Genomic DNA, 23,624 nt, shown 5'->3' with positions numbered 1-23,624 from the left:
TTACTGCGCCTCCGCGGCCAGTTGTCCGCCGGAGGAAACTCCGTCTGCTGTGGTCATGCGGGCAGCACTGATCAGCTTGCCACGATGATTAATACGCTGTACACCGGCTTCGCCCACCAGCACAAAACCCTCTTCAGTCACCGCCAAACCAGCAATACCCTTGCGCCCTGTCAGATTGATCACCTGGATGTTCTGGTGTTCCAACCGAATCAGAGTACCGGAATTCCCCACCAGCACCCGTGTACCGTCTGCCATGGCCAGGCCCTGAAACAACGTTTGTTCGTTGTTAAGCGCCAATTCTGTCCAGCGATTGCCCGCATCGGTCGATTGAAACAGGTGGCCACGCAGTCCCATCAGCGTCAGGGTATTACCGGAACTGATCATGCCGAACAACGAGCCGTCGTACGGAGACTCCAGAGCTTGCCAGCTATGGCCTTGATCGGTAGAAGTAAGAATAAGCCCCAGCTCACCCACGATATACAATTGGCCATAGGCGGCCTGTACCAGGCTGTTGAGATGGGAGCGCTCTGGCAAAGGCAAACGTGAGGTAAATTCCGTCCAGCTTTTACCGCCGTTACTGGTCTCAAAGGCCATGCCATAAGCGCCGATGGCAAAGCCATGTTGGGCATCAAGAAACAGCACATCCAGCAATGGTTTGGTTGAACCCACGGAGACGTCATACTCGGCATCCTCAACAGCAAAGGTGGCGGCTTCCAGTGCGGCTTCAGCGTCTTCGAGTTCCTCATCACCAACATCTGACGCCATTGATACAGCAGCTTCGGCTTTGGCAAGTAACCGTTCGGAGGCAACGACCATAGCGTCATTGGCGGCAAAACCATCCAGCTGTTTATGCCAGCTCATGCCGCCGTCAGCCGTTGCCAGTACGACGCCATCATGGCCCACGGCCCAGCCAGTACGGTCATCGATAAAGGTAACGGCCGTCAGAGTCACCCTGACCGGCACCTGCGCTTGCTGCCAAAATTGGCCATTGTCATCAGAATACAGAATATGGCCGAAGGCACCCACCGCCACCAGGCGATCACCGGCATGGGTAATATCGAGTAGTAACGCGGTATGCGCTTTAACACTGGCTTGCGCCGGAGCCTGTAAGGGATCAACCCACTCTGCCAGTACGGTCGTCGCCCCCAGAGAGAGGGTTACCATGAGAAAACACGCCTTGATAAAACGCATCAAGAACTCCGTTATTATTATGTTGAATGAGACAGAAAACTGCCCTTATGTGAATTAAAGGAACAGGTCTATATCCTTAATGTGTGGATAATCGCATGACTTGGGGTATTTGCCAACCTGACACCCACAGAACTCAAACCTGAACCCAACCCGGAACCTGTTATCCCGGAACCCAGGCCAGAATGGGCCAAACAGGGTAAGCAGCACGTTGTCCGCCCAGCGCAACCACGAATGGACTCGCCCATTCAGTCGATCTCCACCATGATCCCTTCTCCTTCTATAGCCTGGTCAAAGTGACGCATCTCTGCTTGCCCGGACTCCAGCCCGGTCACGCTGTAACTGCCGGTATCGAGATCGTGAATAACGGTTGCCGCAGGCAGCACGGCGGGTAACTCATAAAAGCTTTTTAACAGCGCTAGGCCGAGTCGTTGCAACTGGCCGTCGGCGCCATAAAAATCGGCCAGAGCAATCTGCCAACTGTCTTCGTCAACATAATAGACCCGTTTGCTATAGGGGTTTGTCGCGCCTTTTTTCAGGGTTCCATCCACCACCCAAACACGATGTTTTTCGAATCGCAGCGCAGCGCTGGCCAAATGTCCCGGTTGCAGTAACACGGCATCATCCAGAGCCTCAAACCGATAATTATTGTAGGGAATATAGAGCTCGCGCTTACCCAGTAGCATCCAGTGATATTGCTGTGGAGAACCGCTAAACAGTGACACATCATCAGCGCTGCGAAGGTCGCTGTTCCAGCCATCGGGCCACCCACCCTGCTGGCGACGATAGCTGTGTTCCACGCCTTCCCGTAATTCCAGTTGATGCGTCGTCCGCAACAATCCTTGTCCAACGGCACTCCATTGACGCTGGAACAGAGTCAGATCCTTGCGTTTGCTGCGACCGTTGCGGCGGTCGGGTTCGCAACGGGCCAGAGGCAACAGACAACGGTCACGCTGGAAATAATACGGATAGTCTTCTTGCACTAGCCAGTTGATGACGTGCTGCTGCTCGCCAGACACCTGAATTTCACGCCAACGAGCCTGGAGCTGCTTCCCTCGCCAACTGGCCAGATGATTCCAGATCACCTGCTGACCATTGTCCGGCAGCGGAAAAGGAATACCGCCCCAGGCATAATAAAACCCGGAGCCATCCCAACTGGTTTCCGCACGTATGACATTTTTATAGGTTTGCTCATACACCGTATCCGGTGCAGCAGCCGTTCGATGGGAAGGGTAAACCGACAAGTAGGCCCTGCCCGGATAACGTTCCAGCAATGCCTGCAAGCCGGGAGTTACAAAGTATCGATAGTCGGACAGGTTATCAGCCGACAGCCGCAACAGTTCGGTTTCATCGGCAAAGGGATCAATATGCGGCTGGCCAATAGCCAGATAACCGAGAGGAGGCATCCGCAATCCACCACGCCAGACCGGAATATCGGTGCCATTACCGGCGCGTATTGCACCCAGTGGCGTCAGCTCATCAGACAGACGAGTTGCGCGGGCCAATCGCTCGGTCAGCTGTGTATCGTCCAGCTCGGCGGCAAGATAATCTGTCCGTTGACTAACACCTTGCGCCAATGCACCAGGTGCCAGCCCCGCCAGCAACAGACATGTCAGCAACAGCCAGCGCCACAAACAGATAATCCTCAGGCCAGGCTTTTACTGACTACTTCGTAGACATCACGAGACAGGTCAGGCTGGGCCGCCACCCGTTCCAGTTGGGCCTTCATCTGTTCAGATAGCTCAGGGATCAGGCGACGCCACTTGGTCAGCGGTGTCAACAAACGTGAGGCAATCTGTGGATTGGTGGCATTCAGTCGAATAATCGCATCGGCCAGTAACTCATAGCCGCTGCCATCTACTGCATGGAAATGGCACAGGGCCTGATTGGCAAATGCACCAATCACCGAGCGAATCTTGTTCGGGTTACGCCAATCAAAGGCTTCGTGTTCCAGTAACTGCTGAATACGACTGAGTGTACCAAGATCTGCAGAACCGGACTGTACCGACAGCCACTGGTTCACCACCAGTGAATCGTTTTGCCACTGCTGATAGAAAGCATCCAGACTTTGCTGCGCCAGCTCGTCATCACCGCTATTGATCAACGCCACCAGCGCTGCCATCTGATCGGTCATATTATCCGTGCTGCCAAACTGCGCCAGCGCCTGGCGAATACCGGCATCCGACGCCACGCTCCAATAACTCAGAGCGAGGTTTTTTAACGTCCGGGCTGCCATTTGCTGTGGCTCCGGCTGATATTCGGCATGACTGACCAAGCGCTGATAACAGGCGGCAAACTGCTCGTTCAGGGCCATCGCCATGGCCAGACGAACCCGCTTGCGACCCAGGTGAATCGCATGAGGATCTACCGGATCACTGAATTCAGCAATATAGGCTTCCGATGGCAAGGTCAACAGGTAGCTGACCATGGCAGGATCGAGGGTTTCGTCAGTCAGCAACTGCACCATCACTTGCCGGGCATCTTCCGGTAATTCAAATTCATCCAGTCGGGCCTGATCAATCCAGTCCAGCATCAGCCGCTGACCGGCATCCCAGCGATTAAAGCCGTCGCTGTCGTGTTGTAACCGGAACAAAAGTTCTTGTGGCGACTGTTGAAACTCGACTTTGACCGGCGCCGAAAAATCACGGAATAACGACAACACCGGTGGTTGTGCCAGTCCCGAGAACACAAAAGTTTGCTCGGCTTCGGTAAAGTGCAGCACCTGGCTGGCGCTGGTCCAGGTTTCCATACCGGCGGTATTGAGCGCTGGAGCCACCTGTACCGGCAAGTCCTGACCATCGGCAGCGATCAGACCCAGCTGCACCGGAATCCACATGGGCTGCTTGCCGATTTGCCCTGGAGTGTCCGGGCATTGTTGACGCAAGGTCAGATACAGCGCCTGCTCATCTTCGCGATAATCGACAGCAGCGCTGACCACTGGAGTACCGGCTTGCTTGTACCAGAGTTTGAACAGGGTCAGGTCAACACCATTGGCGTCTTCCATGGCGGCGACAAAATCGTGAATGGTCACGGCCTGACCATCATGGCGATCAAAATACAGATCCGATCCCTTACGGAAGCCTTCCGCCCCAAGGATCTTGTGGATCATCCCCACCACCTCGGCGCCTTTTTCATAAATGGTAACGGTATAAAAATTGGCGATCTCGATAAAGGAATCCGGCTGCACCGGGTGCGCCATTGGGCCACCATCTTCGGCAAACTGTACCGTACGGACCATCTTGGCGTCTTCAATCCGCTTGACCGTAGCCGAGTGCATATCTGCCGAGAAGCTGGCATCACGGAATACGGTAAACCCTTCCTTCAGGCTGAGCTGGAACCAGTCGCGACAGGTCACCCGGTTACCCGACCAGTTGTGGAAATATTCATGCGCCACAATGGCTTCAATACGTTGATACGCCGCATCGGTAGCGGTCGCTGGATTGGCCAGCACACAGGAGGAGTTAAAGATATTCAACCCCTTGTTTTCCATCGCACCCATGTTGAAATCATCCACGGCCACAATCATGAAAATATCCAGATCGTATTCGCGACCGTAGACTTCTTCATCCCAGCGCATCGAGCGCTTGAGCGCATCAAGGGCGTAGTCGGTTTTATCGATGTTCTGTGGCTCAACAAAGATTTTTAACGTCACGTCACGACCACTCATGGTGGTGAAACGGTCTTCTTTATTCAGCAAATCACCCGCCACCAGGGCAAACAAGTAGGCAGGCTTGCGGTGTGGGTCAAGCCAGGTGACCTTGCGACGACCATCCGCCAGCATCTCATCCGCCGTACAGTTACCGTTCGACAGCATTACGGGATAACGGCTGCCATCGGCAATGATATGAGTGGTGAACACCGACATCACGTCCGGGCGATCCAGATAGTAGGTAATGCGGCGAAAACCTTCGGCTTCGCACTGGGTACAATACATCCCGCCAGAGCGATACAAGCCTTCCAGTGCGGTATTGGTAGCCGGGTAGATTCGCGTCACTATGGTAAGGAAATGCTGTTGCGCCAGACCGGTGATGCTCAGCGTCTCATCCGTCACGGTATAACGCCCGGTGCCCAACACGTCGCCATCCAGTGTCAATCCCAGTAATTCCAGCTGCTGGCCATGCAGCTCCAACACACCGGACTGAGCACCTGCGCTGTTGGCTTCCAGCGTTAATACGGCAGTTACGACGGTCGCATCGTCCTGCAGATCAAAAGTCAGTTCCGTCTGGCTAATCCAGTACTCGGGCTGGCAATAATCTTTCAGGTAAATACTTTGAGGTTGAGCGTCACGCATGTATCTGTTTCCTTCTGAAGTCGGTTCTCTCTGCAACCCTGACCATCTGATCATAAAACGGTCGTTGTTATCGAGCAGGAGTATTAGTCAGATCGCGTCAATATTTAGTCAGAGTGATCTGATAACTGGTGTATTTGCGCAGGTTGATGACGCCGCTATCCAGCATCAGATACTGCCCCTTGATGCCGAGCAGCCGGCCCTGCACGTCTGGTGTCTTGTCCAGATTGTGGCTGGTTACCTTGGTCGGGTATTCCAGCACAGGGTAATGAAATCTTTGCGACAGTGTGGCATCAGCGGATAACCATTCAATGGCGTGTTCGCCAAACTGCTCGGCCAGCCCAAGGATACGACGGTCAAATTCATCAAACAGGGCGTCGCGTTCAGATGCCAGATCCAGCAAGGGGTTCTGACCTTTCAGCATCGTCCGCCAGTTGGTCTTGTCGGCCACCCGCTGACGCAGCAGATCTTCCAGCACGCCAGACACCCGCCGACTGGCTACTTTTGCAATCGCTATCCCCTGCACAGCACCTTGATCCAGCCAACGGGTTGGCAGCTGACCGGCACGGGTAATGCCTACCTTGATACCGGAAGAATTGGCCAAATAGACGTAATGGGGCTGAAAGCAGACCTGCTCCGCCCACTCCGGCTCACGGCAGGTACCGAGGTGAAAATGGCATGTTTCCGGACTCATCATGCAACGATCGCATTGCGCCAGCTTGCTGAAACACGGATAACAATACCCCTGACTGAAACTTTTACGGGTGTGGCGGCCGCAAGCACAACAATGAATCGTACCGTTCCAGCTCAGCGCCAGACGCTGCCCCAGCCAGGCGTTCATATCGATCTGGTCGCGCCCCAGTGACAGCTGATAAGCCACTTGCCCTTCGGCATCGGCGGTCGCGGTCATCTTGCTGAGGCTGCCATTGTAGCTGTCTGTCATGCCGCTATTGCAGTGTCAGCGGCTGAACGTTGTCATCGCGCCCAATAATATCCACATTGCCGCTGGCACAGGCGCCACCGACATAACCGACCCGCTGATCGGCTGGTACCTGGTGGGTTATTTCATAATGCAGAATCGCTTCCAGGCACAGCTCGCGCTGGCCTTGCTGCAAGGCAATGCCATTAGGCCATTTGCCCAGCGCCACGGCATTTTTCAGGTTTTCATAGACGTCCGGCGTCAGGGACTGAATCAGATCTTGCAAGGTCATAGGTTACCTCCAGACAATTTTTTACGTATTGGGCGTTGCGGGTCGCCGGGCTGGCCACACGGTCGCCAGCAACATACCGGAGATCAGCCCACCCAGATGAGCACCATGGGCGATACCGGTCAGACCCGGTACCAGAGTGTCCCCCATCATGGTCAGCAGCAGCCAACCGGCCATCACCGGCAATAACATGGGTGGCACGGAGTACGCTATCTTGCGTTGATACTGGCGCCAGCCAATCCAGCCCAATAGCCCCAGAGTCACACCAGACAACCCGCCAAAGCCGGGGCCGCTATACCACCATTGCGCCACATTGCCCACCAGCCCGGTAAGCAGCGTCAACAACAGCAACATCCGCGAACCATCGTGCTGCTCGACATTACGACCAAGAATCCACCACCACATGCCGTTAAACACCAGATGCATCAGCGAAAAATGCACCAGTAACGGCTTGAGCCAGGCTAATAGCCCGATATCCAGATAAGCGGCAAAATTCAGCCGCTGATCCGGCCAGAGGCCATCTCCCGGCCGAACCCAAGGCAACCAGTCGGTGGATAGCTGCATCCAGCCAAAGATCAGCACCAACAGCACAGAAACACCCAGTGTCACCGGAATTCTGGTTAACATCAGAATCAGCGACACCAGCGGCCGGGTGCTCACCGGCTCGATTTCTGGGGCATCCAACTGACCTTCCCGCCACTGTTCGACCCAGGCCCGAACCTGGGGAATATCGGCCGGATTAGCCAGATAGATGTGCTGCTGGCCATCCACCATCACTACCCGATGAGCGATACGATGTGCCCATAATTGTTGTGTGATCGGCGACAGGTCGACCGTCGCGCCTGCTACCAGTACCAGCAAAGCTTCCATCAGCGCTCGTTTTTTTCCACTCTGACCCAGGTAAATTTACTGGGTTGCAATTGATGTTCGGTATCCATGCGGTAAGCAACCAGGCGGCCATATTTGACCGCACTGTAATCAATGCAGGCCAGGTTGCTGCTTAACGGCGAGGGGATACCTGCCATCCAGTAATGACCAAAAAACAGCGGCTTTTCCTCAGCACTGTAAAACAACAGCTGACGTTTTTCCGCGTCACTCAGCAGCGAATGCTGCAGGTCATCTGGCAGTGGATCCGGTTGAAAAAGGACATCACTGTAGCGACTCGGTTCATGCTCCCAGAATTTGGTGCGAAAAAACTGCCTCACAAAACCATCCTTGGCGGTCATGGAACGTCCTTGCGGTAATTTCAGCGATGTACCGCGTAGCATCCGATCCAGGAACTGATGCAAGAAACTGGACGTATCAACCGATTCCACCAGCAAATCACGATCCAGCTGGTTACCACCATAGCGGGCAATATATTCCGCAATCATGTCGCTGTCCCAACAGGCATGCACCACACGAAAATGGTCGTATTCGGCAAATAGCGGCCGTTCCAGAAACCAGTCGAGCATTTCGTTCAACTCTTGTGGATAATTGGCAAACTGCTCCATGGTGGCTTCGACGATGCGGGTATTACGACGGGTATGCTCGCGTAAAAACGGCTGACGCATACCGGCCGGTGCTTTGGTGCAATAGGTAATCAGATTGTATTCATGATTCCCCATCAGCATTTCTGCTTCACCGGCATCGACCATGTTCTTGACAATTTCGCAGGCCAGGCGGATGTGCGGGCCACGATCAACCACATCACCAACAAAGACTGCCTTGCGGTTATTGTGACGATAAACACCGTGCTGCTTGCGGTAGCCCATTTGCTCAAGCAAAGTTACGAGGGTCTGCCCACAGCCGTGTATATCGCCGATCAGGTCATATCCCTGATGCATGTTCAGTCTCCAAGGTTACTGCTCCAGCCCAGTTTGGTGCGGCAGATTTCGTAGAAATTATGCCCTTTGGGGTGAATCAACTTCAGCTTGTGCGCTTTTTTGCGAATGGTAATGGTATCGCCCGGCGCGCATGGAATATGGGTCTGGCCATCACAGCTGAGCGTCGGGTAAATATCCAGGTCGCCATCAACATGGATTTTGATTTCGCTTTTGCCATCCACCACAATCGGCCGACTCGACAAGGTATGAGGAAACATCGGCACCAGCACCAGCGCATCCAGCTTGGGATGCATAATCGGCCCGCCTCCCGACAACGAATAAGCCGTAGAGCCGGTTGGCGTCGAGACAATCAGGCCATCCGAACGCAGGTTGTATACATACTGCCCTTCAATATACAGATCGAAGGCAATCATTCTGGCCGACTTGCCCGGATGTAATACCACGTCATTCAGGGCAGCGGCGGCACCAATCGGATTGCCATCGCGCTTGACCTCGGCATCCAGCAAAAAGCGCAATTCGCTGGTGTACTCGCCCTGTAAAACGGCCAGCACCTCATCACACATGCCTTCGTCTGGACTGATGTCGGTAAGAAAACCGAGACGCCCACGGTTAATCCCCAACACCGGAATATGATATTTGGCTAATGCGCGGGCAGCTCCCAGCAAACTGCCATCGCCGCCGACAACAATCACCAGATCACAAATCTCACCCAGCAAATTAACCTTGCTGACCTGCATATTGTGACCTGGAATCACCTCGGCAATACGATCGTCCAGAATGACGTAGTACCCTTCATCAGTCAGAAAGCGGGACAATCGCTTGACGGTTTCAATGACCTTGTTACTGTTCAGGCGGCCAATCAGGCCTATATTGCGGAATTCTTCCATCACCCTAACCCAAGTCGTTGTTATCGATGCGGCCTGTACCCGGCGCTGTTATGGTACCCAATCCTGCCAAACTGATACTGCCAGTGTCGGGAATATAAAGGGGACATCTATTTAATCCTGCACGGCTCTGCGCGAGTGTTGCCGTTGTTCAGGGCAAGGCAGCGAAAGGACGCGTCCTTTTCACATTCGTCAACACCGCACTGGACGGCGGCAACCTGCGCCCTGCAGGGGCTGCCGGATGATCTCGACTCTGTGTCGCCGACGTTTGACGTGACCCGTCAGGCCTGCAAGTCGGCTTCGTGATTCGACACCATCCGCTAGCCCAGAGTGAGCACCGGATTAAATAGATGTCCCCTAAAGTGCGCGATTTATATCACAGCAACTACCAAAAGGCTTGTTGACCTGACGCATGCAAACGCCTGACGACCCCTTTTTCCAACTGACTGACAAGCATCTGCGTGATCTGACATGGGCGCTGGTGTCACCATCGCTGCTCGACTGCTCCTGGTCGGCCGCACAGCCACAATGGTTTTCCCAGCTGCAGCAGCAAGCCGGTTCGCCTGCCAGTTGGCCGCGTATCAAGCACTCCAAACACAGTCGTCTGGGCCTGATATTCGAGTCGCTCTGGCACGAATGGTTGCAACACAGCAACTGGCGCTGGGACGCCAACATCCAGATTTCCCAGTATGGCCGTACATTAGGTGAGCTTGATTTGCTGATCGATACTGGTGAGCAGCACTGCCATATTGAACTGGCGCTGAAGTTTTATCTTGGCATCGGCAACGACTGGATTGGCCCCAATCGGCGTGATCGACTGGCCAACAAAATACGTCATACCCGTGAACAACAGTTGCCGCTGTCTCGCCTGGCTGAAGCACAGCAGCAGCTGGCAGCAATGGGCTGGCACCCCACAGACTCCGAAGCGGTGTTTCGCGGCTGTCTGTTTTATCCTGCCGACAGCACCGTTACGGCGCAACTTCCGCAAGAAGTCAATCGACTGCATTGGCAAGGCCGCTGGTGTCACGCCAGTGCCGTGCCAAACCATATCACCGAAGGCTTCTGGGTAATTTTAGCGAGAGACGAATGGCTCAGCCCGGTACTGTCGCCAATTGCTGCCAGTGCTGCCGATGTCGTCCAGCTGCTCGGCTGCCATTTTCGTCACTTGCAGGTTCCGCTCTGCCTTGCTCGGGTAAAACCGCTGCAGCAACAGTCAACCGGGCAGCAGCAATGGGCCGAACAGCAACGCTGGATGGTGGTTGCGGATCGTTGGCCAGACTGATTTTGCTCAGCAGTCAATGTCCAAGCCGATACCCCGTCGCCCCTGCAAACCACCACCATGAATCAGCAATACGGATTTGCCCTGCCAAAGTGACTGCTGCTGCAAAAAAGTCTCTACCAGAGCAGCGCCATACACAGGGTCAAGCGGCAAACCCTGCTGATCGAAAGCAAGAATACGTTCCCGCAACACGTCGGATTGCGCCCCGAACCGGCGCGCCACAGAGGCAACAAGCTGCCATTGCCTGCCAGCGAACTCTTGCTGCCAACGCCGTTCCATAGCACCGTCATCAGCCACAGTATTCACCGCCATCAGCACCACATGCGGCGGCAAACGCGGCAGCAGATGTGCTGCGGTTGTGCCGCTGCCAACGGCCAGCCAGACCTGATCATATCGGCTGCAAACCCTGGCAAGCTCATCAAACGCCTGCCCACCAGGATCTTTGCCGTTCTCCAGAACGGCCAGCGCCCCTCTAGCAGTCAATAAAGCACCGCCTTCACCCATAAAATAGCTGTCTGTCACGCGTGACCAATGACGCTGCCAAGCCTGGTGATAGCGTTGCCGGTATTCAACTTTGGACAGAAAGACCAACTGCATACCCCAGTCGGCGCAATCCTGCAGGGTTGCGGTCAGCGGCAGATGTTCATAACCACGGATCAGGCCGGTAGTTGGTATTCCCAGGCGCTGCCCCAGAAAAGCCACCGCATGCAGGTGATTCGACCAGACACCGCCTGGAGTAATCCAGCCTGGCTGGCGACTCGCCTGCCAAGGCTGCCAGTGACACAAGAGTTTGAACAGTTTATTGCCCGACAGTACCGGATGAATACGATCCAGCCGCAATACAGCAACCCCGGAGACATCCATTCCGGCAATCTCCGGAAAAGGCTCAACGTTCAGGCAGCGACACAGAGACAAAAATGATTCAACAGCCGTGAGACAATCCGTGCAGGAGCAAAACACCAGTAAAAACCACCCTCAATATTTGCGTTTTTCCTCCGGATCCGACGGAATTCCGTGAGGGTCTCGCTCAACATCCGCTTCACGGGACAGTGCTTGCGACAATTTATCTTCTTTTATCAGACCACCATTAAAGAGGGCATTGGTACGTTCCGACAAGTCCCGGATACGTTCGTTTTTTTCCGGGTACTGCAAATCAAATTCAATCAACAACTTGCGTGCTGCCTTGTAGTAGCCACTGGCGGTAACCACATCGCCACGCGCTGCCGCCACATCTCCCTGGGCAGTAAAGGTATCGACCTCCCGCTCCAGCAACGTCAGCCGTAAATAACGACGATATTCGTTCAACGTGGTGGCCGATATCTGCTTGCGCTTCGCCATCGCCCCCAGTGCTTTCAACACCCGGCTGAACTGCTGTTTGGCAAAGCGGATTTCACGATCACTCTTGAGTACAATTCTGGGTTCCTTGTTCTCCAGTATCTTATGTCGCAGGGATTCGATATCAACTGGTGGCAGTGCCTCAGAGTCAACTTGAACCTTGCCCTCTGGCCGGGTTTCACGCGCCAGCTGATACAGCTGTTCGACCCGTTCCAGCACCAACAGCTGCAGCTCTTGAAGGTTGTCCACCACCATCAGAAATTCCAGCGCTTCTTGCAATTCTTCTGCCCTGCTGGCAATCAGACGGGCTTGCATCCGTTTCGACTGCTGCTTCTGCTGATGCCGACCGTAAAACACCATTCCCAACATCAACAGAGCTATCGGCAGTGCAAGCGCAATGACCATTCCAATCGCAGACATCTGAAACCAACCTCCGGCCCCACGGCGGTGGGAAGTGAAATAAAAGCACAGCCGGATCTTGTCAATAATACAACCTGCCAGCGTGACCTTCAGGGGACATCTATTTACCGAGTCGGAATCATCCGGCAGCCCCCGCAGGGCGCGGGTTGCCGCCGTCCAGTGCGGTGTTGACGCATTTGAAAAGGACGCGTCCTTTCGCTGCATTCGCCGCCTTGCCCTAAAGAAGGGCAACACTCGCGCAGAGCCGTGCAGGATTAAATAGATGTCCCCTTCAGTCTAGCAACGATTGGCCAGGGTGCAGGAAACAGCTGGGTATCCACCTTCCACAGGCCGGGCAAAAAAACGATATTTGACCTGCGAATCTGTCCCACTCTCTGCCACTGAGAATGGATTATATAGAGAAGTTCCTTGCTTCAGGCTTGACCAGACCCTGGGGTCTACCTATAAAGTGTCGCGACTACTGGGATGAGTTAACACGTTTTTTAAGGGTAAAGCGGAGAATATGGGCAGATCGCTGGTAATTGTGGAATCGCCTGCCAAGGCGAAAACCATCAATAAGTACTTGGGTAAGGACTTTATCGTCAAGTCCAGTATCGGCCATGTGCGCGATTTGCCTACATCCGGTTCCGCATCGACAAGCGACCCGAAAGAGCGCGCCAAACAGGCCGCCCTGACTCGCAAGATGTCACCGGAAGAAAAAGCGGTCTACAAAACCCGCAAAGCCAAAGAGCAACTGATTAATCGCATGGGGATCGACCCCGAGCATGGCTGGAAAGCCCATTATCAGATATTGCCTGGCAAGGAAAAAGTCGTCGACGAACTGAAGCGTCTGGCCAAGGATGCCGACCAGGTCTATCTGGCGACGGATTTGGACCGCGAGGGAGAAGCCATCGCCTGGCACCTTCGTGAGATTATTGGCGGTGAAGACAAGCAGTACCGTCGCGTGGTGTTTAACGAAATCACCAAAAAAGCCATTCAGAAAGCGTTTGAACAGCCTTCCGACCTGAACATGAATCGCGTCAATGCCCAACAGGCACGACGTTTTCTCGACCGCGTAGTGGGTTTCATGCTGTCGCCCTTGCTGTGGAGCAAAATTGCCCGTGGCCTGTCGGCCGGACGGGTTCAATCCGTTGCCGTACGCCTGATTGTTGAGCGCGAACGCGAAATCCGCGCCTTTATTCCGGAAGAATACTGGGAAGCCTTTGCCAACCTCAGCACCGACGCCGGTGAAGTGCTACGTGCGCAGTTGATTAAATATCAAGGCAAGGAATTCCGCCCGACCAACGAAGCCGATACCACCATCTTGGTGGACCAGCTGCGCCAGCTGCCCTTCTCGGTCAGCAAACGCGAAGACAAACCCACCAGCTCCAAACCGGCTGCGCCGTTTATTACGTCAACGTTGCAGCAGGCCGCCAGCACTCGCATGGGTTTCAGCGTTAAAAAAACCATGACGCTGGCCCAACGTCTGTACGAAGCCGGTTACATTACCTACATGCGTACCGACTCTACCAACCTCAGTCAGGATGCCGTTGCCAGTGTGCGCGACTATATTCAGGACAAGCTCGGTAATGAATACCTGCCAGAACAACCCAGAATCTACAGCAGCAAGGAAGGGGCACAGGAAGCGCATGAAGCCATTCGGGTTTCTGATGTCGCATTACGTGCCGCCGATCTCAGCAGCATGGAGCCGGATGCCCAGCGTCTTTACGACCTGATCTGGCGCCGCTTTGTGGCTTGCCAAACCGCCGATGCAAAATTCACCAGTACCAGCATTACCACCAGCGCCGGCGACTTTGAATTAAAAACCCGAGGCCGAGTGATCCGCTTTGATGGCCATCTGCGAGTACTGACCTCCGGCGGTGGCAAGGATGATGACGTGTTGTTGCCAGACGTCACCGAAGGTGATCACCTCAATCTCGTTGAGTTGGAACCCAAACAGCACTTCACCAAACCCTCACCGCGTTTCTCTGAAGCCGCACTGGTAAAAGAACTCGAAAAGCGGGGTATTGGCCGACCGTCGACCTACGCCTCGATTATTTCCACCATTCAAGAACGTGGCTATGTCAGCCTTATGGGACGTCGTTTTTACGCTGAAAAGATGGGCGACATTGTTACCAGCCGCCTGGTTGAAAACTTCGACGACCTGATGGACTTTGGTTTTACCGCCAGCATGGAAGAAAAACTCGACCATATTGCCGACGGTGACAGCAACTGGACTGAAGTACTGGATAATTTTTACGGCGGCTTCCAGAAAAAACTGGACAGTGCCGGTGAAGATGGCGGTATGCGTCCGAATACCCCGGTCGATACCGACATCCCCTGCCCGACCTGTGGTCGTCATATGCAAATTCGTACCGGCTCTACCGGCGTCTTTCTTGGCTGCTCTGGCTACTCACTGCCGCCCAAAGAACGCTGCACCCAGACACTGAACCTGATACCCGGCGAAGAAGCCATCTCCGCCGACGAAGACGAAGAAGCGGAAAGCCGTCGGCTGATGGAAAAACGCCGCTGCCCGATCTGTGACAGCGCCATGGACAGTTATCTGCTGGACGAACAGCGCAAGGTACACATTTGTGGCAACAACCCGGATTGCAGCGGCTTTGAGGTTGAAAGTGGCCAGTTCAAAATCAAAGGCTATGACGGCCCCACACTCGATTGCGACAAGTGCGGTAGCGAAATGCAGCTCAAATCGGGTCGCTTCGGCAAATACTTTGGCTGCACCAACAGCGAATGTAAAAATACCCGCAAGCTACTGAAAAGTGGCGAAGCCGCACCACCCAAAATGGATCCGATTCCAATGCCGGAGCTGCAGTGTCAGAAAGTAGACGACACCTACGTTTTGCGTGATGGCGCCTCCGGCTTGTTCCTGGCCGCTAGCCAGTTTCCGAAAAACCGCGAAACCCGTCCACCGCAAGTACAAGAACTGCTAGCCCACCAGGCCGAACTGCCGCAAAAATATCATTACCTGCTGGATGCACCACGAACCGACAAGGACAACAATCCTGCCGTCATTCGTTACAGTCGCAAAAGCAAAGAACAATACGTGATGTCAGAAGTGGAAGGTAAGGCCACGGGTTGGTCAGCCTGGTACACAGACGGAAAATGGACTGAGGAAAACAAGAAAAAAAGCCCAGCCAAAAAGACGACAAAAGTCGCTGAAAAATAGTCGCTGCTTCACACTTTAGACTGAACCGGCAAACTCTCGATCTAGGAGTTTTGCCGGATTCAAATTTCTTTGTTTGATTGCTAACTTCACCTTTCCAGCCAACAAGGAGATGTTGAAATGCAATCATTCAAACCCGCCATGATTACCCTGCTGATGGCCCTGTCGTCCGTTGCCTGCAGCGAACCCGCCAATAGCCAGTCCTCCAGCACTGCCGTCACACCCAACGCTGATCTCTCGGTAACACTGCAACCACCACAACAGCCCCTGCAGACGTCCATCGTACTGGCAGCCAACGATTCCCCAGCCAAAACCACAAACGCCATTGAAACAACCACAGAGAAAGCCGCAACCATCAGCAAGATCAATATCAATACCGCCAATGTGGCTGAATTGACCCGCATGACCGGGATCGGCGCAGCCAAGGCTGAGGCGATTGTGCGCTACCGGCAGGAAAATGGCCCCTTTGCCACTGTCGAAGACCTGGCTCAGGTACGTGGTATCGGCTCCGCCACGATAGAAAAAAACCGCTGGCTGGTTACGACCAAGTAACCCCGTCTGGCTGCACAACAAACGGGGATCAAGCCGTACCCCGTGTTGTATCAGACATACCAATACGACTATGCCCCAACACCCAGAAGCTGAGCAGGCGATAGATGAAATAACAGATAAATCCGGCAAACAAGGTATCACTGAGGAAATGCCCGCCCTGGGTTATTCTCACCAGACTGACCCCTACCCCCACCGCAATACCGAGCCACAACCAGACCCGGCGCCGGGTCCACCAGGCAAACACCATCAACCAGAATCCCATCGCCGAATGACCACTGACAAACGAACGGCACTTGCCATGGCATTGATCAGCGATAACAAATGCCGGACTGAATCCACTTTCGCCACCAAATTCGACCACCTGTTTCGGGCGCGGTCGCTCGAAACCCTCCTTGAACACCGAATGCACCAGCAGACCAGGCCCTATCAATAGGGTCAGCAGTAAAAACAGCCATACCCGCCGCTGACTGGAGGGCAGCCCATGTGACCAGAAAGTTAATCCCAGCCCCATCAACAACAGGGGTACCAGAGCATAAGGCAGATACCGAAACAAACCATACACCGCGAGATTGAGTGGATTGTCGCGGTAAGGCCAGCTGGCTGAATCACTATCGTAAAACCAATGGCTGACAGCAAGATCCAGCCCCGGCCAAAGCCAAAAGAGCAGAACCAGCAATAGAAAAAGCAACCAATCGACATGCTGTTTCAGAAAAAACACGTTTTACCACCTCAAACAGATAAATGCGGCGCAAAGCATAGCGGCAACCACAACGCAAAAGCCACCAAATCACTCCGGCGAATCCTCGACAGTACTCCCTGGCTCGGTCACCAGGGTCAGAGTCGGCAAATGCAAAATGTACCAGCTGACTCCCAGTCCAATCAGCGGCAACACCACTTTTGGGGCCAATGAGTTCAGTAATACGAAAGCAGTCACCAGCAGTGACGTCCACATCAGCAGTAAGGTATAAATCTTTGCTTTCATTGGCATACCTTTACCATCCAGGTAATAAAGCAAGTACTTTCCCAAGGTTGGATGCCCGATCAGCCAGCGATAGAAAGTTGGCGAACACCGAACAAAACAGCCAGCCGCCAGTAACAAAAATGGCGTGGTGGGTAAAACCGGCAGAAAAATCCCCGCTGTTCCCAGCGCCACGGCCAACCATCCCAACAGCATCAGCAGCCAGCGTAATAGCGGATTAGCCACCTGATGGCGCAGTCTTGTATCTGGTGTTTTAACAAACGATTCGGGCGATTCAGGAACAGCCATGGGTTCAGCCCCCGTCATAAAAATCTGAGTATAGCCTGCTGGCTATAGCCATCCAGAGGGAAGCTCCTTCTGCTGTAAAGCTAGAGGGAACCGTCAAAGTACCGGCTGAAATTGACCCGTCGTTACACACACCGGACAATGGCTGCAGCCTTGCAGCGGGTGCACCATCCCGCAGCACAGTCCAATCGCAGTGATCCCCAAGATACCCTTGGCAACAAACAGGATTTCCGATGAAAACGACACTGGAACAGTGGCGCATGTTCAAGGCAGTAGTTGACCATGGTGGTTACGCCCAGGCGGCCGACGCCATTTTCAAAAGCCAGTCCACCATCAGCTACGGCGTGCACAAACTACAGGAGCAATTGGGAATCACCTTGCTGGAAGTGGAAGGCCGCAAGGCGGTGCTGACAGAACACGGGAAAGTGATGCTGCAACGGGCAACCCGGTTGCTGGAACAGGCGGAAAGCATGGACAAGGCGGCTGATATTTTGCAACAAGGTGTCGAGCCTGTCATACGACTCGCACTGGATATGATTTTCCCTTATGAACGGCTTTTTTGCCTGTTGCACGACTTCTCCAGTCACTTTCCCGACACCCGGGTTGAGTTAACCGAATTTGTTATGAATGGTGGCAACGACATGCTCGAACGAGGGGAAATTGATCTGCTGGTGACTCCGGTGTTGCCCTCTGGTCACCAAGGCCAACTGATCCACAGAGAACAGTTTGTTGCCGTCAGCAGCCCGGATCACCCGCTGCAACAAGGCCGCAAGCTGACTTACGACGATATTACCGAATATCGCCAAATTGTGATGCGAGACAGCAGTCGCCAACGCCAGGACTCCGGCTGGCTGGGTGCCCACCAACGCTGGACGGTGTCCCATACCTATACCAGTTTGAACATCGTCCGCCGGGGACTGGGTTATGCCTGGCTGCCACTCAGCTGGATTGATAATGATCTGCAGCAAGGAACCCTCAAACCGTTACCGATGGCAACCGATTGCAGCCGCTACGAAGACCTGTTCCTCATCGTCGCCAGTCCGGGCAGTGCTGGCCCGGCCACCCGTTACCTGCAGTCGCTGTTGGGACTCTGCTCGGATCACATAAATAATTCCTGAATGTCACCGATCCCGTCAGACTGCTGACGCTTCCATGAAACTGGCAGGTGTACTTATTGGGGCGGTGCAATAGGAGCGACATAAGGGCACTCCGGCAATTTGGTACAAATCCAGAAATACTGCCCGGCAAACTCGCCGGTGGTCGCCAATGACAGTTTCAACGGTGATTGACAACGGGGACAGGCATTTTTGTGCTCCGAAGCCGGCGTGGCTTTTTTATCGACAACCTCTGCTGCGCCAGAGGTTGCAGCGCTTTTATCGACGTCTTCGTGAGTTTCGGCAACACTGTCTTTTGCCACGGCGACGGCGGCGACGTCCTTCTTCTTCACCACGACCTCGTCAGCCTCAGCCAGTGTGGCTTCTTCAACATCGTCGTCGGAATCCACCTGCCGGTACTGGGAAATACCTTCATCCTGTTCATCAAACAGCGCATCCAGCTCCGCCGTTTGATGGCTGAGTGAACCTTCCATATAGCCACCACTCTCTTTCGGCAGCAAGTAATTCACCCGATCACGGATTTCCTTGATGGTATAGCCACGCTTCATATCCACCAGCAATACTGGCAAATTGGCCGACTCGGCGGACTTGCGCAACACCTCACGCTGTGCCTTGCGTAAACCTTCGCGCTCATTCATGCCGTCCAGCTCAATAACACCAATCACTGAGAAATCGCGGGAATCACACAAAACAAAATCAAAACGCTGGGTGGCCAGCTGTTCCGCCGCAAAATGGGATTCTTCAAAGTTGAGATCCGACCTTGGATTAAGAATATCTGACGCCCGGACTTTACAGAATATCTCGGTTTTGTCAGAAACTGACGTTTTGAGGTCACCATAAAACAGCCGTTCGAGCGGTGTCAGCAGCGGGCCTCCAGCCACGTAAGGGAAATTTTCATCATTGCGCCGCACGGGCGTGGCCACATTCACTTCTTCAATGGGACGCCGGATCCTGTCTTCCGGGATATTATCCCTGACAGGCTGATATGCGGGTGGCGGACGGCGATCCTGACTGGCGGCACCAGGTTGTTCCTTGCTTGGTGCATCACTGTTTGGTGTGTAATGGGCCTGGGGAGTAACGGGCACTTCTTTTCCCGTGGTTTTTGTGCTTTCCGGGTTATCTCCCGGAAACACCAGATCCTCGACGGACTGCCCGTCCATCTCGGCATCTTCGTCAAGAATTTCATCTTCCCTAGCAACAGGCATGGCAACAGGTACGGTAACTGGCGTTGGGGTGGCTCCCCCAGATGCGGGAACTGTGACAGCCGGCCCGGATTCAGTCTCTGAAGAGCTGGAGCTTTTGCGAGATGTCAGCGCCTGAACAGAAACCAGCACCACTGCCACAACCAAAGCAATTAGCACCAGTGCGATCAATAACACCAATATCTCGAGCACATCCATAGTACGGAAACCTCATAACTGACAGGTAATAAAACATTAATTGCCCAAAGGGTAGCCAGCCAGAATCACTAGGGAGACGCCAAAACAAAAACGCTCCTGCGGCAGTGATATTCACTCAACAAACTACACTCTGACAGCATAGCAGAAAGCACGAATCGTGCCTTGCAACAGAGCGGTAACAAAAATCCCCGGCCATTATCAGAGCCGTTTTACCTAACAACAACTGCCGATCGAAAAAACACCAAAACTTTACAATTAAAGACAAAAGTCCGAGATGTCATGCAAAACAGCCTCGGCAAACAGGTACAGCCAACGCTTCAGGCGGATTCGTTGACGTCGTTTCGCACCTTGTCTGCATGTGCTTTGAAAGGCGCGGCATAACGACATTCAGGGAAAGTACTGCAAGTCCAAAGCAGTTGGCCAGCAAATTTACCGGATTTTGGCTTGCGCTTTACCAGCGTCGCCTGGCAACGGGGACAGTGCGGTTCGACAGTAAGAGACGCCGGGCTTGCCTGCTTCAGCGAACGCCGAATAGCCTCGCGACCTACCCCCGATGCCCGTGGCAAGGTGTCTGAGGTAACACCGATTGATGTTGTGTCCGTCGCATTTACCAGACTGGCGGGCTCAGAGGCAGGTGTGGGATCATCCGTAACCGGGGCTGCTACACCACGCTCTTCCACCCATTCCAAGCCAAGATCGCTGGAGAAATCAGCCACAAGGTTTTCTGGCTGCTGCTCATTCACCAGTGCAGACAGGGAAAATGGATTTGCTGCTTGCCCATCATCTGAATCCATCCTTTCCGTTGTCAGCATGTCATCACCAGGTAAGGGCGGCACCAGCAAGGTTGATGGATACTGACTCTCCGTACCATTCCGCTGAGCACCGGACGGGTCAGCTGAGAAAGAAGACGTAACCGATGGGTAACCGGCCAACTCCCGGATTTCCTTGATCGAACTCCCCCGCCGAGCATCCACCAGCATTATTTTCACGTCTGCCGCCTGACAGGCAGCAGTCAGGAACTCGTTCCGTTTCTGCCGCTCGTCATTACTTTGGGAGGCATTATCCAGCTCAATAACGCAACGCACACTCAGATCGTCCGGATCACATAATACAAAGTCGAATTCCTTTTGTACGATGCGGTCAAAATGGAAGCGCCAGATTTTGGGATCCAGTCCGGAACGGGGCTTGATCACATCCACTACTCTCACCTTGCACAAGATCAACGCCGATTTTCCTAACGCCGATTGCAATACGCCATAAAAAGAGTACTCAGCAGGCGACAACACCGGGCCAACTGCAACATAAGGCAAGTCACTCTCTGACGCCCGTCTGATAAATCCTGTCCAGACAATAAAACCAACAGCAACCAGAATGGTTACACCCAAGCCGACGATCAGGTAATCCATGCGTATCTCCGCTGTATATTTCGAGCGAACTTTACAAAAAATTACTACTAATAAACACCCGGAGAGTGACGTTCATATGAATAACCGGACAAAACGTAAAAAGTACACAATCTGGGGCCACAGCAAGCTCTGGAACTCGGAGTGGTTTTTCAATCTCACGACGATATCATGGTGATTTTTGCACCATATTGGCGCAAAAATATTGTTTTGGCCCTCCATACCGGTCGATTCCCATAACAAATTAATACAACAAAACCCCCTGAAATAGCTCAGCCACCACATCACTCAAATACAAAAAGCCTCAGGGCAAGGCGGCATGACAGCAAACCCGCACTGTCTACGTCAGCCACTTTCACAGGAAGACAGAGCAGGTACCATGCTTCCGATACGACATTGGCATAAAGATCGCTTGCAACTCTGCTGTTAATTCAGTGAAATAGTCCATCAAATAGACGGCTAGGGTTCCGGCAGCAGCGTGCTGTGACTGGTCCGAGAGCCGTCGACCTCACCGATGTGGCAACAGTGCGCCTGCACTGCCTGACACCTGATCGGAGGTTACACGGCGGGATAAAAGCCCGGGAGACATGCAAAACAGTCTGGTGACTGTTCTGCCGGAGGTCTGGCGTTTTGGCAGACCAATGTTTCAAGCCGTTAACCCTGATTCAGGAGTGTACATGCCATTTGCTATACCCCGTATTTTCCGATACCTCCCAGAACATCCGACCAGCAGCGATTCGACATCCTTTTGTCTGAGTTCATACTTACTGCGAATTACCCGCATCCAACAACCAGCACTGGCCTCGCGCCATGCCGTTTAAGGAGAACCCGATGAGTCCCTTTCAATCTGGCCCAACCCTTTATCAGGACACCCTGACTGGCGGCAGCCACTGGTCGATGCGGGTACGTAAAGGCACCCTGCTGACCCTGACCGATCTGGAAGGCGGTGCCAATGTTGGCCTGCTGCTGTACAACCCCAACGACCTGCTGGAGAAGTACAACGCCCCCGACAGTCTGAAGTGCCAACATACCTTCAAACTCACCCAGGGCCATTGCCTGTACTCCGATATGGGCCGCGTCTTAGCCTCCATTGTCGAGGACGACTGTGGCTGGCACGACACCGTCTGCGGCAACATGAACAAAACCATGCAGGCCGAACGCTGGCCGCCGGTAACGTACCAGCAGGGACGCAATGACTGGACCCAGAATGGCTACGACAGCTTTATGGTCGAGCTAGCCAAGTACGGCCTCAACCGTAAAGACATGGCCGCCAACCTCAACCTGTTCAGTCAGGTGTTTACCGACGACGAAGGTAACCTCAGTTACCAGCCCGCTGGCAAAGCGGGTGACTCCGTTACCCTGCGCTTTGAAATGGACACCCTGGTGATTCTGCATACCTGCCCGCACCCGATGGCCGCTCCTGCGACCGGCTTTGCCGCATACCCGCGCAAACCGGTGCAGTACGCCCTGGCCAAGGCAATGCCGTTGGCAGACAACGACAACTGCAAGAATCACTGCCCGGAAAACCAGCGCGGATTCCAGAACACCTTGTTATACACATTCATGGACTGACATCCGTCTGAGGAGCAAAGATTATGATTAAAGCAAGCACGCTGCACCCGGACGACGCCAGCTTCCGCCAAACCGTCGCTGCCGGAGACTATTTCCTGCACCGTATTGAAGCCGGTCAGACCCTTCGTATTCTCGACCTCGAAGGCAACCAGGCCGCCGATACGCTGTTCTACAATGCCGACGATGTCAGCGAACGCTACAGCGCCATGGACACCATTCGCGAACAGGGCAACGTCTACCTGACCGCCGGTTCCATCCTGCGCACCAACGACAACAACCCGTTACTGGAAATCGTCGCCGACACCTGTGGCCGCCACGACACCCTCGGTGGTGCCTGTGCCACCGAATCCAACACCGTGCGTTACGCACTGGAAAAAAAATGCATGCATGCCTGTCGCGACAGCTGGATGCTGGCCATCAACGAGCATGAAGAATATGGCCTCGACAAAGCCGACATCACCCACAACATCAACTTCTTTATGAACGTCCCGATCACTGCCGACGGAGGCCTGACCTTCGCTGATGGCATCTCCGGTGCCGGTAAATACGTTGAATTAAAAGCCCTGAAAAACACCCTGGTGCTGATCTCCAACTGCCCACAGTTGAACAACCCGTGTAACGGTTATAACCCGACCCCCATCGAAGTGTTGGTGTGGGAGTAACCCAGGCGGCCAAACTGCAGGATGTAATCGCCGCAGGCGTATTACATCCAGTATTGGGTAAAAGC

Annotated in this window: 20 protein-coding genes and 1 riboswitch; of the genes, 6 read left to right on the top strand and 14 right to left on the bottom strand. The window is 53.9% G+C overall.

Annotation, left to right across the window (positions count from 1 at the left end; genetic code table 11):
* The 8 genes from WG929_RS01830 to WG929_RS01795 all read right to left on the bottom strand — a co-directional run bounded on the left by WG929_RS01830 (position 1) and on the right by WG929_RS01795 (position 9,397).
* Positions 1–1,191, bottom strand: coding sequence for a WD40/YVTN/BNR-like repeat-containing protein (locus tag WG929_RS01830; RefSeq protein WP_416204647.1), 1,191 nt, complete (start codon positions 1,189–1,191; stop codon positions 1–3).
* Positions 1,192–1,436: 245 nt separating this feature from the next.
* The gene (locus WG929_RS01825; RefSeq protein ID WP_416204646.1) at positions 1,437–2,822 is read right to left on the bottom strand and encodes a DUF1329 domain-containing protein; all 1,386 of its coding nucleotides are present in this window, start codon (positions 2,820–2,822) and stop codon (positions 1,437–1,439) included.
* Between the two features lie 11 nt (positions 2,823–2,833).
* Positions 2,834–5,479 carry an aminopeptidase N gene (gene pepN / locus WG929_RS01820; protein WP_416204645.1) on the bottom strand — a complete coding sequence of 882 codons (2,646 nt, stop codon included), beginning with the start codon at positions 5,477–5,479 and terminating at the stop codon, positions 2,834–2,836.
* A 97-nt stretch (positions 5,480–5,576) separates the two neighbouring features.
* Positions 5,577–6,419, bottom strand: a complete 843-nt coding sequence (locus tag WG929_RS01815; RefSeq protein ID WP_416204644.1) for a DUF2797 domain-containing protein — start codon at positions 6,417–6,419, stop codon at positions 5,577–5,579.
* 4 nt (positions 6,420–6,423) lie between these two features.
* Positions 6,424–6,687, bottom strand: a complete 264-nt coding sequence (locus WG929_RS01810) for a YeaC family protein (RefSeq protein ID WP_369857523.1) — start codon at positions 6,685–6,687, stop codon at positions 6,424–6,426.
* Between the two features lie 21 nt (positions 6,688–6,708).
* Positions 6,709–7,554: a rhomboid family intramembrane serine protease gene (locus WG929_RS01805; protein ID WP_369857522.1), complete on the bottom strand. Its 846-nt coding sequence runs from the start codon at positions 7,552–7,554 to the stop codon at positions 6,709–6,711.
* Positions 7,554–8,510, bottom strand: coding sequence for a metallophosphoesterase (locus WG929_RS01800; RefSeq protein WP_369857521.1), 957 nt, complete (start codon positions 8,508–8,510; stop codon positions 7,554–7,556). The genes WG929_RS01805 and WG929_RS01800 overlap by 1 nt, the downstream gene beginning before the upstream one ends.
* Positions 8,511–8,512: 2 nt before the next feature.
* Positions 8,513–9,397, bottom strand: coding sequence for an NAD(+) kinase (locus WG929_RS01795; RefSeq protein ID WP_369857520.1), 885 nt, complete (start codon positions 9,395–9,397; stop codon positions 8,513–8,515).
* A 409-nt stretch (positions 9,398–9,806) separates the two neighbouring features.
* On the opposite strand from WG929_RS01795, the gene WG929_RS01790 reads away from it, so the two are divergent.
* A complete protein-coding gene (locus WG929_RS01790; RefSeq protein ID WP_416204643.1) occupies positions 9,807–10,676 on the top strand; it encodes a DUF1853 family protein in 870 nt (289 codons plus the stop codon).
* Positions 10,677–10,682: 6 nt separating this feature from the next.
* On the opposite strand, the gene WG929_RS01785 is transcribed toward WG929_RS01790, so the two are convergent.
* Positions 10,683–11,588, bottom strand: a complete 906-nt coding sequence (locus WG929_RS01785) for a 1-aminocyclopropane-1-carboxylate deaminase/D-cysteine desulfhydrase (protein ID WP_416204642.1) — start codon at positions 11,586–11,588, stop codon at positions 10,683–10,685.
* A gap of 60 nt (positions 11,589–11,648) precedes the next feature.
* A complete protein-coding gene (locus tag WG929_RS01780; protein WP_416204641.1) occupies positions 11,649–12,428 on the bottom strand; it encodes a hypothetical protein in 780 nt (259 codons plus the stop codon).
* Positions 12,429–12,930: 502 nt separating this feature from the next.
* Between WG929_RS01780 and topA the strand changes: the two genes are divergently transcribed.
* Both topA and WG929_RS01770 read left to right on the top strand, forming a co-directional pair.
* Positions 12,931–15,594: a type I DNA topoisomerase gene (topA, locus tag WG929_RS01775; RefSeq protein WP_416204640.1), complete on the top strand. Its 2,664-nt coding sequence runs from the start codon at positions 12,931–12,933 to the stop codon at positions 15,592–15,594.
* 117 nt (positions 15,595–15,711) lie between these two features.
* The gene (locus WG929_RS01770; RefSeq protein ID WP_416204639.1) at positions 15,712–16,143 is read left to right on the top strand and encodes a ComEA family DNA-binding protein; all 432 of its coding nucleotides are present in this window, start codon (positions 15,712–15,714) and stop codon (positions 16,141–16,143) included.
* Positions 16,144–16,171: 28 nt separating this feature from the next.
* On the opposite strand, the gene WG929_RS01765 is transcribed toward WG929_RS01770, so the two are convergent.
* Both WG929_RS01765 and WG929_RS01760 read right to left on the bottom strand, forming a co-directional pair.
* Complete coding sequence (locus WG929_RS01765) at positions 16,172–16,861, bottom strand: phosphatase PAP2 family protein (RefSeq protein WP_416204638.1); 690 nt, start codon at positions 16,859–16,861, stop codon at positions 16,172–16,174.
* 69 nt (positions 16,862–16,930) lie between these two features.
* Entirely contained in the window at positions 16,931–17,410 is a 480-nt protein-coding gene (locus WG929_RS01760) for a YbaN family protein (RefSeq protein WP_416204637.1), read from the bottom strand.
* 230 nt (positions 17,411–17,640) lie between these two features.
* Here WG929_RS01760 and WG929_RS01755 point away from each other — a divergent pair, with 230 nt between their 5' ends.
* Positions 17,641–18,525, top strand: a complete 885-nt coding sequence (locus tag WG929_RS01755; RefSeq protein WP_416204636.1) for a LysR family transcriptional regulator — start codon at positions 17,641–17,643, stop codon at positions 18,523–18,525.
* Positions 18,526–18,578: 53 nt separating this feature from the next.
* Here WG929_RS01755 and WG929_RS01750 read toward each other — a convergent pair whose 3' ends face one another.
* Together WG929_RS01750 and WG929_RS01745 are read right to left on the bottom strand one after the other, a co-directional pair.
* Positions 18,579–19,922, bottom strand: a complete 1,344-nt coding sequence (locus WG929_RS01750) for a DUF2726 domain-containing protein (RefSeq protein WP_416204635.1) — start codon at positions 19,920–19,922, stop codon at positions 18,579–18,581.
* 317 nt (positions 19,923–20,239) lie between these two features.
* Entirely contained in the window at positions 20,240–21,328 is a 1,089-nt protein-coding gene (locus tag WG929_RS01745) for a DUF2726 domain-containing protein (RefSeq protein ID WP_416204634.1), read from the bottom strand.
* Positions 21,329–21,773: 445 nt separating this feature from the next.
* A riboswitch (guanidine-I (ykkC/yxkD leader) is annotated at positions 21,774–21,912 on the top strand.
* 244 nt (positions 21,913–22,156) lie between these two features.
* On the opposite strand from WG929_RS01745, the gene WG929_RS01740 reads away from it, so the two are divergent.
* Positions 22,157–22,897, top strand: a complete 741-nt coding sequence (locus WG929_RS01740) for an urea amidolyase associated protein UAAP1 (RefSeq protein WP_416204633.1) — start codon at positions 22,157–22,159, stop codon at positions 22,895–22,897.
* A gap of 23 nt (positions 22,898–22,920) precedes the next feature.
* Complete coding sequence (locus tag WG929_RS01735) at positions 22,921–23,559, top strand: urea amidolyase associated protein UAAP2 (RefSeq protein ID WP_369857506.1); 639 nt, start codon at positions 22,921–22,923, stop codon at positions 23,557–23,559.
* Positions 23,560–23,624: the final 65 nt, after the last annotated feature.

The organism is Oceanobacter antarcticus, from assembly GCF_044962685.1.
GTDB lineage: Bacteria > Pseudomonadota > Gammaproteobacteria > Pseudomonadales > Oceanobacteraceae > Oceanobacter > Oceanobacter antarcticus.
Note: the sequence above shows the minus strand (reverse complement) of the source record. Positions and strands in the feature narration are given on the sequence as shown.

What these genes read in the sequence shown, in the direction of transcription:
- topA (WP_416204640.1), top strand. Translation starts at nt 12,931, where the DNA reads ATGGGCAGATCGCTGGTAATTGTGGAATCGCCTGCCAAGGCGAAAACC.
- WG929_RS01790 (WP_416204643.1), top strand. Translation starts at nt 9,807, where the DNA reads ATGCAAACGCCTGACGACCCCTTTTTCCAACTGACTGACAAGCATCTG.
- WG929_RS01740 (WP_416204633.1), top strand. Translation starts at nt 22,157, where the DNA reads ATGAGTCCCTTTCAATCTGGCCCAACCCTTTATCAGGACACCCTGACT.
- WG929_RS01805 (WP_369857522.1), bottom strand. Translation starts at nt 7,554, where the DNA reads ATGGAAGCTTTGCTGGTACTGGTAGCAGGCGCGACGGTCGACCTGTCG.
- WG929_RS01780 (WP_416204641.1), bottom strand. Translation starts at nt 12,428, where the DNA reads ATGTCTGCGATTGGAATGGTCATTGCGCTTGCACTGCCGATAGCTCTG.
- WG929_RS01795 (WP_369857520.1), bottom strand. Translation starts at nt 9,397, where the DNA reads ATGGAAGAATTCCGCAATATAGGCCTGATTGGCCGCCTGAACAGTAAC.
- WG929_RS01760 (WP_416204637.1), bottom strand. Translation starts at nt 17,410, where the DNA reads ATGGCTGTTCCTGAATCGCCCGAATCGTTTGTTAAAACACCAGATACA.
- pepN (WP_416204645.1), bottom strand. Translation starts at nt 5,479, where the DNA reads ATGCGTGACGCTCAACCTCAAAGTATTTACCTGAAAGATTATTGCCAG.
- WG929_RS01815 (WP_416204644.1), bottom strand. Translation starts at nt 6,419, where the DNA reads ATGACAGACAGCTACAATGGCAGCCTCAGCAAGATGACCGCGACCGCC.
- WG929_RS01770 (WP_416204639.1), top strand. Translation starts at nt 15,712, where the DNA reads ATGCAATCATTCAAACCCGCCATGATTACCCTGCTGATGGCCCTGTCG.
- WG929_RS01750 (WP_416204635.1), bottom strand. Translation starts at nt 19,922, where the DNA reads ATGGATGTGCTCGAGATATTGGTGTTATTGATCGCACTGGTGCTAATT.
- WG929_RS01830 (WP_416204647.1), bottom strand. Translation starts at nt 1,191, where the DNA reads ATGCGTTTTATCAAGGCGTGTTTTCTCATGGTAACCCTCTCTCTGGGG.
- WG929_RS01745 (WP_416204634.1), bottom strand. Translation starts at nt 21,328, where the DNA reads ATGGATTACCTGATCGTCGGCTTGGGTGTAACCATTCTGGTTGCTGTT.
- WG929_RS01755 (WP_416204636.1), top strand. Translation starts at nt 17,641, where the DNA reads ATGAAAACGACACTGGAACAGTGGCGCATGTTCAAGGCAGTAGTTGAC.
- WG929_RS01800 (WP_369857521.1), bottom strand. Translation starts at nt 8,510, where the DNA reads ATGCATCAGGGATATGACCTGATCGGCGATATACACGGCTGTGGGCAG.
- WG929_RS01735 (WP_369857506.1), top strand. Translation starts at nt 22,921, where the DNA reads ATGATTAAAGCAAGCACGCTGCACCCGGACGACGCCAGCTTCCGCCAA.
- WG929_RS01810 (WP_369857523.1), bottom strand. Translation starts at nt 6,687, where the DNA reads ATGACCTTGCAAGATCTGATTCAGTCCCTGACGCCGGACGTCTATGAA.